10 protein-coding genes are annotated in these 12,950 nt (G+C 41.2%); all 10 read left to right on the top strand.

The features are described from left to right. A partial coding sequence (locus HMPREF0850_RS10365) for a bifunctional DnaQ family exonuclease/ATP-dependent helicase (protein ID WP_029705082.1) occupies positions 1 to 2,020 on the top strand: 2,020 nt, incomplete at its 5' end. Between the two features lie 5 nt (positions 2,021 to 2,025). Next, complete coding sequence (locus HMPREF0850_RS10360) at positions 2,026 to 3,249, top strand: FtsW/RodA/SpoVE family cell cycle protein (protein WP_000830414.1); 1,224 nt, start codon at positions 2,026 to 2,028, stop codon at positions 3,247 to 3,249. 10 nt (positions 3,250 to 3,259) lie between these two features. Beyond that, complete coding sequence (locus HMPREF0850_RS10355; RefSeq protein ID WP_001140922.1) at positions 3,260 to 3,814, top strand: DJ-1 family glyoxalase III; 555 nt, start codon at positions 3,260 to 3,262, stop codon at positions 3,812 to 3,814. Between the two features lie 83 nt (positions 3,815 to 3,897). Next, the gene (locus HMPREF0850_RS10350; protein ID WP_025168399.1) at positions 3,898 to 4,461 is read left to right on the top strand and encodes an HAD-IA family hydrolase; all 564 of its coding nucleotides are present in this window, start codon (positions 3,898 to 3,900) and stop codon (positions 4,459 to 4,461) included. Positions 4,462 to 4,474: 13 nt separating this feature from the next. Next, positions 4,475 to 6,421 (top strand): DNA topoisomerase (ATP-hydrolyzing) subunit B, encoded by a 1,947-nt coding sequence (gene gyrB, locus HMPREF0850_RS10345; RefSeq protein ID WP_000134069.1) that lies wholly within the window; start codon positions 4,475 to 4,477, stop codon positions 6,419 to 6,421. A gap of 80 nt (positions 6,422 to 6,501) precedes the next feature. Next, positions 6,502 to 8,229: a septation ring formation regulator EzrA gene (ezrA, locus tag HMPREF0850_RS10340; protein WP_000064793.1), complete on the top strand. Its 1,728-nt coding sequence runs from the start codon at positions 6,502 to 6,504 to the stop codon at positions 8,227 to 8,229. Between the two features lie 105 nt (positions 8,230 to 8,334). After that, entirely contained in the window at positions 8,335 to 9,726 is a 1,392-nt protein-coding gene (gene pgdA, locus HMPREF0850_RS10335) for a peptidoglycan-N-acetylglucosamine deacetylase PgdA (RefSeq protein ID WP_000742164.1), read from the top strand. Between the two features lie 81 nt (positions 9,727 to 9,807). Next, positions 9,808 to 10,650, top strand: coding sequence for an aldo/keto reductase (locus HMPREF0850_RS10330; protein ID WP_000844576.1), 843 nt, complete (start codon positions 9,808 to 9,810; stop codon positions 10,648 to 10,650). A 272-nt stretch (positions 10,651 to 10,922) separates the two neighbouring features. Continuing rightward, the gene (locus tag HMPREF0850_RS10325) at positions 10,923 to 11,684 is read left to right on the top strand and encodes a hypothetical protein (protein WP_000369571.1); all 762 of its coding nucleotides are present in this window, start codon (positions 10,923 to 10,925) and stop codon (positions 11,682 to 11,684) included. A 193-nt stretch (positions 11,685 to 11,877) separates the two neighbouring features. Next, positions 11,878 to 12,795, top strand: a complete 918-nt coding sequence (gene glyQ, locus HMPREF0850_RS10320; RefSeq protein ID WP_000038736.1) for a glycine--tRNA ligase subunit alpha — start codon at positions 11,878 to 11,880, stop codon at positions 12,793 to 12,795. Positions 12,796 to 12,950 lie beyond the last annotated feature (155 nt).

Here is a 12,950-nt window from a genome sequence, read left to right as displayed (position 1 = left end):
AACAGCAGAACTCTTGCTTTACATGCGTCAAAAACTTTTTGAGTTACCAAAAGGGCTCTTAGAAAGCTTATTAAACCTTGCAGACAACCTTCTCTATGAAAGTTATCTGGTGATTGAGGAGGTCTATCAGCAACAATCTCTCTTGTCTTTACCGGACTTGATGGAGCTTCATGGACTTTTCCTGAGAAAGGAAAGTCAGGCATTAGTACCACGAAAGTTATCCAAAGATTTTGCAAAAAATATTTCTTTATTGGGGCTGGAGGAGCGACCGCAACAGTTGGAATTTGCGGAGAAGATTGAGCAATTATTGGAAGAAGACCAGACTTCCTTTATCCAAGCTCAAACGGGACTGGGCAAGACTTATGGTTATCTCCTCCCAGCTTTGAACTTGGAGAGTCAAGCAGGGATTCTAGTGAGTGTTCCGACCAAAATTCTTCAAAATCAAATCATGCAAGAAGAAGGTCAGCGCTTAAAAGAGGTCTTCCATCTGAAAATTCATAGTCTCAAGGGGCCTCAAAATTACTTGAAACTGGATGCCTTTCACCGAGTTCTCCATCGATCTGAGTCCAATCGCCTTTTCACACGCTTTAAAATGCAACTGCTCATCTGGCTAACAGAGACAGAGACAGGTGATTTGGATGAAATCGGGCAACTTTATCGCTATCAACACTTTCTGCCTGAACTAGTCCACGATGGCAAGCTTTCAAAGAAAAGTTTATTTGCTACAGAGGATTTTTGGAAACGAGGGCAGGAAAAAGCCAAGACTAGTCGCGTCCTCTTGACTAATCATGCCTATCTGGTCACTCGTTTGGAAGACAATCCAGAATTTGTCGATAACCGTTTGGTAATTTTGGATGAAGCTCAAAAAATGCTATTAGCTCTTGAAAATCTAGCCCAGCAGGCTTATCGCCTTGAGGATCTTGTTACTCAAATTGAAAAGTCCTTGGAGACAGAGGAAGATTTGGTTCAGAAGCGCTTGCTTGAGAGTATCGGCTTTGAATGTCGTTACTTGATAGAGCACTATCAGTCAGGCCTTAAGAATGGAGAGTGGTTGGATTCTCTTGAAGAGTTGCGCCAGCATTTTTCGGAGTTAGTTCTCCCAGAGTATAGAGAAATTGCAAACTTTTTCACATCGGACCGTGAATTTTGGCTTGCTGCAACTGAGAAGTCTAGCAAGGACGTTTTGATTTGTTCAAGCAAAAAAGGCCGCTTTATACTAGCAGACCTATTGCCAGAAGATTGCATGCTCCTAGGAGTATCGGCCACTCTTGAAATCAGCAATCGGATTTCCTTAGCAGATTTATTGGGATTTCCAGATGCTCCGCTTGTTAAGCTTGATGTAGCAAAGCAGGAGCAACAAGAAGTCTTTCTAGTCGATGATTTTCCTCTTGTGACAGAAGTTTCGCCTGTTGACTATGCTAGTGAAGTGGCTTCTGTTATCCGAAGGTTGCAAGCCTTTCAAGAACCCATACTGGTTTTGTTTACTTCAAAAGAAATGCTGCTGGCAGTTTCGGACCTGCTCGACCAACTGCATCTAGCTCAGTATAAAAATGGGGAACCAAGCCAACTGAAAAAACGTTTTGAAAAAGGTGAACGCCAAATCTTGCTTGGAACAGGTAGTTTCTGGGAAGGAGTTGACTTTTCAACCCATCCATTTGTAATCCAAGTGATTCCGAGATTGCCTTTCCAAAATCCCCAAGAACCTTTAACCAAAAAATTAAATCAGGAACTGCGCCAAGAAGGGAAAAATCCTTTCTATGATTATCAGTTGCCGATGGCTATCATTCGGCTAAAACAAGCCTTGGGCCGTACTGTCAGACGACCCGACCAAGGTTCGGTTGCTGTAATCTTAGACAGTCGTGTCGTCAGCAAGCGTTACGGCAAACAAATCGCTCAGGCCTTGTCAAAAGAAAGGGCTGTTCAGGTTCTTTCTAGAGGCCAGCTAGAGCCTGCTGTAGCTGATTTTCTCCAAACTCGTCGCAATAGAATGAAAGAAAAATCCAAGAAAGAGAAAAGGTAAAAAATATGAAACGTTCCTTCGACTCTCGAGTCGATTATAGCCTCCTCCTACCAGTGTTTTGTTTACTGGTGATTGGAGTGGTGGCCATTTATATAGCAGTTAGTCATGACTATCCAAATAATGTATTACCAATTCTAGGCCAGCAAATCGCTTGGATTGCCTTGGGTCTTGTCATTGGTTTTGTGGTCATGTTCTTCAATACCGAGTTTTTATGGAAGGTGACTCCCTATCTTTATGGCTTAGGCTTGGCCTTGATGGTTCTCCCTCTTGTTTTTTACAATCCGAGTTTGGTGGCTTCTACAGGTGCCAAGAACTGGGTATCGATTGGTGGAACGACACTTTTCCAGCCATCGGAGTTCATGAAGATTTCCTATATCTTGATGTTGGCTCGAGTCATCGTACAATTCACTCAAAAACACAAGGAATGGCGACGGACTATTCCCTTAGATTTCCTATTGATTGGTTGGATGATCGCCTTTACCATCCCAGTCTTGATCCTCTTAGCCCTACAAAGTGACTTGGGGACTGCCTTGGTCTTTGTAGCTATTTTTGCAGGCATGGTTCTCCTTTCAGGTGTTTCGTGGAAGATTATCATTCCTGTTTTTGCGACAGGAGTGACTGCAGTTGCAGGCTTCATGGCCATCTTTATAAGCAAGGATGGACGTGCCTTCTTGCATCAGATTGGAATGCCAACTTACCAGATCAACCGCATCTTGGCTTGGCTCAATCCCTTTGACTTTGCGCAAACAACGACTTACCAACAGGCGCAGGGACAAATTGCGATTGGAAGTGGTGGCTTGTTTGGACAAGGTTTTAATGTGTCCAATCTCCTCATTCCAGTACGTGAGAGTGATATGATTTTTACGGTGATTGCTGAAGATTTTGGCTTTATTGGTTCGGTCTTTGTCGTTGCCCTGTACTTACTTCTCATCTATCGAATGTTGAAGATTACGCTCAGGTCAAATAACCAGTTCTACACCTACATTTCGACTGGTTTTATCATGATGTTGCTCTTCCATATCTTTGAAAATATCGGTGCCGTAACAGGCTTACTTCCTTTGACAGGGATTCCTCTGCCTTTCATTTCTCAGGGGGGATCCGCAATTATCAGTAACCTCATCGGTGTCGGTCTCCTCTTGTCTATGAGTTACCAGACCAATCTAGCAGAAGAGAAAAGTGGAAAAGTTCCATTCAAACGAAAAAAAGTCGTCTTAAAACAAATCAAATAAGGAGGCCACTATGGCAAAAGTTGCAGTTATCTTAGCAAATGGCTTTGAAGAAATTGAAGCCTTGACAGTAGTTGATGTTTTGCGTCGAGCAAACATTTCCTGTGATATGGTAGGATTTGAAGAGCAGGTGACAGGATCACATGGCATTCAGGTAAAAGCCGACCGTATCTTTGATGGCGATTTGTCAGACTATGACTTGGTAGTTCTTCCAGGTGGCATGCCTGGATCGGCAAATCTACGAGATAATCAAGCCCTCATTTCACAGATTAAAGCGTTTTGCCAAGCAGGAAAGAAAATTGCTGCCATCTGTGCAGCTCCAATCGCCCTCCATCAAGCAGGTGTTTTGAAAGACAAGTGCTTCACCTGTTATGACGGTGTTCAGGAGAACATTACTGACGGAACTTATCAAAAGCAAACAGTGGTTGTAGATGGTAATCTAACAACTAGCCGAGGACCGTCAACTGCCCTTGCCTTTGCCTATGAATTGGTGGAGCAGTTGGGAGGAGATGCTGAAAGTTTACGAGTCGGCATGCTCTATCGGGATGTCTTTGAAAATCAACAGTAAAACGAGGGTTAAACTCTCGTTTTTGCTTGGAAAAATCTAGGAAATCATCGCTTTTTTCATAAAAAAATGGTATAATGAAGGGTATGAAATATCACGACTACATATGGGATTTAGGTGGTACCCTATTGGATAATTATGAGACTTCTACAGCAGCCTTTGTAGAAACCTTAACCCAATACGGAATAGAGCAAGAACACGACCGTGTTTACGAAGCCTTGAAGGTTTCGACAGCTTTTGCCATCGAGAAGTTTGCCCCAAACATCGAGGATTTTTTAGAAAACTACAAAGAAAATGAAGCGCGTGAGCTAGAGCACCCAGTTTTGTTTGAGGGAATTCCAGAATTACTCAAAGACATTTCGGACAAGGGTGGCCGCCATTTCTTGGTTTCTCATCGAAATGACCAAGTGCTAGAACTTCTTGCCAAGACCCAGATAGCCAACTACTTCACCGAGGTGGTGACTGCCAGTTCTGGCTTTAAACGAAAACCAGATCCTGAGTCCATGATTTATTTACGTGATAAATATCATATCTCATCCGGTTTGGTCATTGGTGACAGAAATATTGATATAGAAGCAGGTGAAGCTGCTGGCTTAGATGCCTATCTTTTTAAAAACGTTGCGACATTGAGACAAGCAATAGACATGTAAGAAAAGGGAAAAAATGACAGAAGAAATCAAAAATCAACAGGCACAGGATTATGATGCCAGTCAAATTCAAGTTTTGGAGGGGCTGGAAGCCGTTCGTATGCGTCCAGGTATGTATATTGGATCGACTTCAAAAGAAGGTCTTCACCACCTAGTCTGGGAAATCGTTGATAACTCAATTGACGAAGCCCTAGCTGGATTTGCCAGTCATATCCAAGTCTTTATTGAGCCAGATAATTCCATCACCGTTGTGGACGACGGCCGTGGAATTCCTGTTGACATTCAGGAAAAGACAGGACGTCCCGCTGTTGAGACCGTCTTTACAGTTCTTCACGCTGGAGGAAAATTCGGCGGTGGCGGATACAAGGTTTCAGGTGGTCTCCATGGAGTAGGTTCTTCCGTAGTAAATGCCCTCTCAACGCAACTAGATGTTCATGTTCACAAAAACGGTAAGATTCATTACCAAGAATACCGTCGTGGTCATGTTGTTGCTGATCTTGAGGTGGTTGGAGATACAGATAAAACTGGAACAACAGTTCACTTCACACCAGATCCAGAGATTTTTACAGAAACAACGACCTTTGATTTTGACAAATTAAACAAACGTATTCAAGAACTAGCCTTTTTGAACCGAGGTCTTCGAATCTCAATCACAGATAAGCGTGAAGGTCTTGAACAAAGCAAACATTACCACTATGAGGGTGGGATTGCTAGCTACGTTGAGTATATCAACGAGAACAAGGATGTTATCTTTGATACGCCAATCTACACAGACGGTGAGATGGATGATATCACAGTTGAAGTAGCCATGCAGTACACAACTGGTTACCACGAAAACGTCATGAGTTTCGCCAATAACATTCACACCCATGAAGGTGGTACGCATGAGCAAGGTTTCCGTACAGCGCTGACACGTGTTATCAATGATTATGCCCGCAAAAATAAGCTACTAAAAGACAATGAAGACAACCTGACAGGGGAAGATGTCCGCGAAGGCTTGACTGCTGTTATCTCTGTGAAACATCCAAACCCGCAGTTTGAAGGACAAACCAAGACCAAACTGGGGAACAGTGAAGTAGTCAAGATTACCAATCGCCTCTTCAGCGATGCCTTCTCTGATTTTCTCATGGAAAATCCACAGATTGCTAAGCGCATCGTGGAAAAAGGGATTTTGGCTGCCAAGGCTCGTGTAGCTGCCAAGCGTGCGCGTGAAGTCACTCGCAAGAAATCTGGTTTGGAAATTTCCAATCTTCCAGGAAAACTAGCAGACTGTTCTTCGAACAACCCAGCTGAAACCGAACTCTTTATCGTTGAGGGAGACTCAGCTGGTGGGTCAGCTAAATCTGGTCGTAACCGTGAATTCCAAGCTATCCTTCCAATTCGTGGTAAGATCTTGAACGTTGAAAAAGCTAGCATGGATAAAATCCTTGCAAACGAAGAAATTCGGAGTCTCTTCACAGCCATGGGGACAGGATTTGGTGCAGAATTTGATGTCACTAAGGCTCGTTACCAAAAACTCGTTTTGATGACCGATGCCGATGTTGATGGAGCCCACATTCGAACCCTCTTGTTAACCTTGATTTACCGCTACATGAAACCAATCTTAGAAGCTGGTTATGTTTATATTGCCCAGCCACCGATTTATGGGGTTAAAGTCGGAAGTGAGATTAAAGAATACATCCAGCCAGGTGCAGATCAAGAAATTAAACTCCAAGAAGCCTTAGCACGTCATAGTGAGGGGCGTTCAAAACCAACCATCCAACGTTATAAAGGTCTGGGAGAAATGGATGACCACCAATTGTGGGAAACAACCATGGATCCAGAACATCGCTTGATGGCGCGTGTTTCGGTAGATGATGCTGCCGAAGCAGATAAAATCTTTGATATGTTGATGGGTGACCGAGTTGAACCTCGCCGTGAATTTATCGAAGAAAATGCCGTTTACAGTACCCTTGACGTCTAAAAAATGTGGGAAATAGTTCCCATGACCTAAAAAATATGATATAATCAATACGATTGTTTCTAGTATAAAAGGAGTTTGATATGTCTAATGGACAACTAATTTATCTAATGGTTGCGATTGCAGTCATTTTGATTCTGGCTTATGTAGCGGCAATCTTCCTACGTAAGCGTAATGTAAGTAGATTGACGGCCCTCGAAGAAAGAAAAGAAGAACTCTACAACCTTCCTGTAAATGATGAGGTTGAAGCGGTTAAAAACATGCATTTGATTGGTCAAAGTCAGGTAACCTTCCGTGAATGGAATCAAAAATGGGTTGATTTATCCCTTAACTCATTTGCTGATATTGAAAATAACCTGTTTGAGGCTGAAGGCTATAATAATTCTTTTCGCTTTTTCAAAGCGACTCACCAAATCGATCAAATCGAAAGTCAAATTGATTTAATTGAAGAAGACATTGCGGCGATTCGCAATGCGCTTTCAGAGCTTGAAAAACAAGAGTCTAAGAATAGCGGACGTGTTCTGCATGCTTTGGACTTATTTGAAAATCTGCAACATACCGTAGCAGAAAATTCGGAACAGTATGGTAAAGCCCTTCCTGAAATTGAGAAACAATTGGAAAATATCCAGTCAGAGTTTTCTCAATTTGTAACCTTGAACTCTTCAGGTGATCCAGTTGAAGCTGCAGCAATTCTTGATTCAACTGAAAATCATATTCTCGCTTTGACACATATCGTTGATCGTGTTCCATCTCTCGTGAAGACTTTGTCAACAGAACTTCCAGAACAATTGGAAGATTTGGAGGAAGGCTACCGTAAACTCTTGGATGCTAATTATCACTTCACTGAAACGGACATCGAGTCACGCTTCCAACTTTTACATGAATCCTTGAAAAATAATCAAGAAAACATCCGCCAGTTGGAATTGGATAATGCAGAGTATGAAAATACACAAATCCAAGAAGAGATTAATGCGCTCTACGATATCTTCACGCATGAAATAGCTGCCCAAAAAGTCGTTGAAAGTCTCCTTTCAACGCTTCCAACCTACCTCAATCACTTGAAAGAAAATAATCAGGTTTTGGTTCAAGACCTTGAACGTTTGAATAAAACCTATCTTCTCCCAGAAAGTGATGGGAACCATGTCCGCCGTCTTCAAGCTGAATTGTCAGGTCTTGATACAGCGATCACAGAGGTAACTGAAGATCAGACAGAACCTACTCAAGCCTACTCTGTTTTAGAGGAGCAGCTTAGTTCACTTCAAAGTAATCTAAAAGACATTGAAGACGAACAAGTTTCTGTTAGTGAACGCCTAGCTCAAATCAAAAAAGACGACATCAATGCTCGTCAGAAAGCCAATGTCTATGTGAATCGCTTGCATACTATCAAACGTTACATGGAGAAGAGAAACTTGCCGGGTATTCCTCAAAGTTTCTTGAAACTTTTCTTCACTGCAAGCCATAACACAGAAGATCTGATGGCAGAGTTAGAACAAGCACAAGTTAATATTGAATCAGTTAAACGAATTCTTGAAATTGCGACCCATGACATGGAGGCTCTTGAAACAGAAACCTACAATATTGTTCAATACGCGACCTTGACGGAGCAACTCTTGCAGTATTCAAACCGTTACCGTTCATTTGATGAGCGTATCCAGCAAGCTTTCAATGAAGCACTTGAAATTTTTGAAAAAGAATTTGACTACAAGGCATCATTTGAGAAGATTTCTCAGGCCTTGGAAGTTGCAGAACCAGGAGTCACAAATCGCTTTGTTTCTTCTTATGAAAAAACACGTGAAGCGATTCGCTTCTAATACCTGAAAAGCTTAGATCATCTAGGCTTTTTATTATTTCTTTCAAAAATAGAAGAATATCGATTTATCATTGAAATTATAGTTCTGATTTGATATGATGGAGGTATGAAGAAAAATAGAGAGAAGCGTGTTTCCCACGATAAAAAGAGAAATGTATTACTGGTTTTAGTAGGTATTTTAAGTCTTGCTATGATCTGCCTAGGTAGCGTGATTGGTTACAAGATTTTGCAGAAACAGTCCTATGAACAGAAAATTGAAGCGCTAAAAAGTGAAAAAGATCAACAATTCAAAGCAGGTAGTCAGAAAGACCATTTCCGAAAAGGTCAAGCTGAAGTGATTGCCTACTACCCTCTTCAAGGAGAGGAAGTCATTGCATCTGTTAGAGAAAAGATCAATCAGGATATTAAGGAAAAGCTGGAAGATAAAGAAGATTTGGTCTTTTATTATACGGAGCAGTTGGATCCCGTCCTAAAGGGAGTTGTGGCTCGTAATATTAGTAAGCAAGTTTACGATTTGTCTGCAGCAAAGGTTGAAGAAAAAGAAAAGACTTCTTTAGGAAAAATTTTCTTGACAGAAGACGGTAAAACTTTTACTCTTAGTCAACTTTTCAAAGATGCGACCAAGGCTAAGGAACTATTGCTGAGTCAAATCAAAGCAACCCTAGAAGATAAGAAACTTGACCAGACAAAAATTGATCAGGTTCTAAAAAACTTCACAGACCAAGAATTGACGTCTTGGAGCTTTGATTATAAAGATAGTCAACTCATCCTTTATCCAGCGAACTCAGGGGAGACTCTGGAGGAAATTGCTTTACCAATATCCAGTTTCTTTGATGTTATTGAGTCGTCCTATTTGCTTGAGAAAGATGCTGAACTCTATCAAGCTTACTTTGCACAAAAAAATAAAAAAGTTGTAGCCTTGACCTTTGATGATGGTCCAAATCCATCTACAACTACTCAGGCTTTGGATACATTAGCTAAGTACAATGTAAAGGCGACCTTCTTTGTACTTGGTAAAAACATTGCTGGCAATGAAGATCTTCTGAAACGTATGAAATCTGAAGGACATGTTGTGGGAAATCATAGCTGGGATCATCCCGTTCTTTCTAAATTGTCTCTTGAAGATGCTAAAAAACAAATCACGGATACGGAAGATGCCTTGACCAAGGTTTTAGGTTCGAGTTCTAAACTCATGCGTCCGCCTTATGGCGCTATTACTGATGATATCCGTAACAGTCTTGACTTGAGCTTTATCATGTGGAATGTAGATAGTTTGGACTGGAAGAGCAAGAATGAATCTGCTATTTTAACAGAGATTCAGCATCAAGTTCGTAATGGATCGATTGTTCTTATGCATGATATTCACGGCGCTACAGTTAATGCTCTTCCAAAGATTATAGAATATCTGAAAGAGCAAGGTTATACATTTGTGACTGTTCCGGAAATGCTTAATTCTCGCTTGAAAGCTCATGAAATGTATTATGATCGTGATCAATAATTGTTAAAATCTAAAGGAGTAAGTGTTCTGGCAATCAGGACTTTGTTCCTTTAGATTTTCTTCACATAGAAAGGAAAAACGATGAAATCTTATACCCTTAATAATGGAGTTTCAATTCCTGTTCTAGGATTTGGAACATGGAAAGCTGAAAATGGAGAGGTGGCCTACCAAGCCGTTTTAGAAGCTTTAAAGGCTGGCTATCGACATATCGATACTGCGGCTATCTATCAAAATGAGGAGAGCGTTGGCCGTGCTATACGAGATAGCGGTATTCCACGTCAAGAAATCTTTGTAACGACCAAACTCTGGAATACCAATCACAGCTATGAAGAAGCTCGCCAAGCATTTGAGGAATCAATGGAAAAACTGGGCTTGGATTATCTAGACTTGTACCTTATCCATTGGCCAAATCCAAAACCACTAAGGGAAAATAACGAATGGAAAACTCGCAATGCTGAAGTTTGGAGAGCGATGGAGGATCTTTACAAAGAAGGCAAAATCCGTGCTATTGGTGTTAGTAATTTCCTCCCCCATCATTTGGATGCCTTGCTTGAGACAGCAAGAGTCATTCCAGCGGTTAATCAGGTGCGCTTAGCGCCAGGGGTTTATCAAGAAGAAGTAGTTGCCTACTGTAGAGAGAAGGGAATTCTCCTAGAGGCTTGGGGACCTTTTGGGCAAGGAGAGTTGTTTGATAAGAAAGAAGTCCAAGAAATTGCTGATAAGCATGGAAAATCAGTGGCTCAAATTGCCTTGGCTTGGAGTTTGGCAGAAGGCTTTTTACCTCTACCTAAGTCAGTGACGGCCTCTCGCATCCAGAGCAATCTTGACTGTTTTGGGATTGAACTCAGCAAAGAAGAGCGAGAGGTCCTAAAGACTATCTCAGTGATTTCTGGCGCACCTCGTGTGGATGAGATGGATTTTTAGAAAGTAAGAAAAAGAATTGTAAATTTTCTACCTTTCTGATATAATAATCAACAAGAAAGAAAGTCTTATGGCGTTCTTCAGCGAGCTTGGGATAGTGGGAGCCAAGTAGGACAAGGTAAGAAACTGGCGCTTTCTGTCGTATTTTAAAAAACAATGAAGTAATAAATTAGGGTGGAACCGCGTTTCTGACGCCCCTAGGTTAAATCAACCTAGGATTGTCGGATGCGGTTCTTTTGTTTATTCAGTCTATGTGTGTGAAAGAAAGGAGAGCCGTGGATAACCTTTATCTTGTAAAAGATGATATCCAACTAGTTGCATTTCGTGATTTTGTATTAAGAAATACTGAAAAGTTGGAGGCTTATCAATCTTTTTTAAAGAATGAACTTGCAGTCTATGATTTACCACAAGCCATCATTTGGTCAGGTCTTAATGCTGCTACACAGATTATTAGGGAAATACCTGTTCCTGCCTATACAAATAATAGACGAATGGTTATGACGCCTGATTTAACTGTTTGGAAAGAGCTGTATTTGTATCAGTTGATGGACTACGAGCGTTCTCAGCAAACTCAAGCAATAGAAAGTCACTATCATTCTTTATCTGAAAATTTCCTCTTACAGATTGTAGGACATGAGTTAGCTCATTGGTCGGAGCATTTTTCAGATGATTTTGATGGTTACGACTCTTACATCTGGTTCGAAGAGGGGATGGTTGAATATATTAGTCGCAAGTATTTCTTGACAGAAGAGGAATTTCAAGCGGAAAAAATTTGTAATCAATCTCTCGTAGAACTTTATCAGAAGAAGTATGGTTGGCATTCATTGAATGATTTTGGTTCCTCTACTTATGATAAGAACTATGCAAGTATTTTTTACGAATACTGGCGTAGTTTTTTGACAGTAGATAAGTTGGTAGAAAATCTGGGTAGTGTACAAGCGGTCTTTGATTCTTATCATCTATGGGCAAATACAGATAAAACTCTTCCCTTGTTAAATTGGTTTGTTCAGCAGAAATTAATTGAAAAAGAGATATAAAAACTAAAGGAGTAAACAATGTCTAAAAAATTAACTTTCCACTGCGTCAGTGGCAGAGACCTCCTTACAGTCGGACTGCCCCACGCTCAGCACTAGGGTGCTGAGCTAGACGCAGTACTAACTCGTCTTGCCTCGTATAATCGACGAGGCAGACTAGTGTCGCAAGAAATTATTTTTTATTAAGGAGTATTCAATGTCTAAGAAATTAACATTTCAAGAAATTATTTTGACTTTGCAACAATTTTGGAATGACCAAGGTTGTATGCTCATGCAGGCTTATGATAATGAAAAAGGTGCGGGGACAATGAGTCCTTACACTTTCCTTCGTGCTATCGGGCCTGAGCCATGGAATGCGGCTTATGTGGAGCCATCACGTCGTCCTGCTGACGGTCGTTATGGGGAAAACCCTAACCGTCTCTACCAACACCACCAATTCCAAGTGGTCATGAAGCCTTCTCCATCAAATATCCAAGAACTTTACCTTGAATCTTTGGAAAAATTGGGTATCAATCCATTGGAACACGATATTCGCTTCGTTGAAGATAACTGGGAAAATCCTTCTACTGGTTCAGCTGGTCTTGGATGGGAAGTTTGGCTTGATGGGATGGAAATTACTCAGTTCACTTATTTCCAACAAGTTGGTGGATTGGCAACTGGCCCTGTAACTGCAGAAGTTACCTATGGTTTGGAACGTTTGGCTTCTTACATCCAAGAAGTTGACTCTGTCTATGATATCGAGTGGGCTGATGGTGTAAAATACGGAGAAATCTTCATCCAACCTGAGTACGAGCATTCAAAATATTCATTTGAAATTTCAGACCAAGAAATGTTGCTTGAAAACTTTGATAAGTTTGAAAAAGAAGCTGGTCGTGCATTAGAAGAAGGCTTGGTTCACCCTGCCTATGACTATGTTCTCAAATGTTCACATACCTTTAACTTGCTTGACGCGCGTGGTGCCGTATCTGTAACCGAGCGTGCAGGCTATATCGCTCGTATCCGTAACCTGGCCCGTGTCGTAGCCAAAACCTTTGTCGCAGAACGAAAACGCCTAGGCTACCCACTCTTGGATGAAGAAACAAGAGCTAAACTCTTAGCAGAAGACGCAGAATAGTAAGTAATACTGTGCTCTAAAATCGTTAAAGGCAAGTTGAAGACTTGCTAGAGGGATATGCACCGCCGTACTGTTATGTGGGAATTTTTGAAACCTTGGGTTCAAAAATCAGTCAGCTAAATCCACTTTGATGAGACTGTTGGAAATCTTAGTTT

Origin of the sequence: Streptococcus sp. M143, assembly GCF_000162495.1 — a bacterium.
Classification (GTDB): Bacteria; Bacillota; Bacilli; order Lactobacillales; family Streptococcaceae; genus Streptococcus; species Streptococcus dentisani.
This window is presented reverse-complemented; position numbering and strand designations above follow the sequence as displayed.

What these genes read in the sequence shown, in the direction of transcription:
- HMPREF0850_RS10355 (WP_001140922.1), top strand. Translation starts at nt 3,260, where the DNA reads ATGGCAAAAGTTGCAGTTATCTTAGCAAATGGCTTTGAAGAAATTGAA.
- ezrA (WP_000064793.1), top strand. Translation starts at nt 6,502, where the DNA reads ATGTCTAATGGACAACTAATTTATCTAATGGTTGCGATTGCAGTCATT.
- HMPREF0850_RS10350 (WP_025168399.1), top strand. Translation starts at nt 3,898, where the DNA reads ATGAAATATCACGACTACATATGGGATTTAGGTGGTACCCTATTGGAT.
- pgdA (WP_000742164.1), top strand. Translation starts at nt 8,335, where the DNA reads ATGAAGAAAAATAGAGAGAAGCGTGTTTCCCACGATAAAAAGAGAAAT.
- glyQ (WP_000038736.1), top strand. Translation starts at nt 11,878, where the DNA reads ATGTCTAAGAAATTAACATTTCAAGAAATTATTTTGACTTTGCAACAA.
- HMPREF0850_RS10360 (WP_000830414.1), top strand. Translation starts at nt 2,026, where the DNA reads ATGAAACGTTCCTTCGACTCTCGAGTCGATTATAGCCTCCTCCTACCA.
- gyrB (WP_000134069.1), top strand. Translation starts at nt 4,475, where the DNA reads ATGACAGAAGAAATCAAAAATCAACAGGCACAGGATTATGATGCCAGT.
- HMPREF0850_RS10330 (WP_000844576.1), top strand. Translation starts at nt 9,808, where the DNA reads ATGAAATCTTATACCCTTAATAATGGAGTTTCAATTCCTGTTCTAGGA.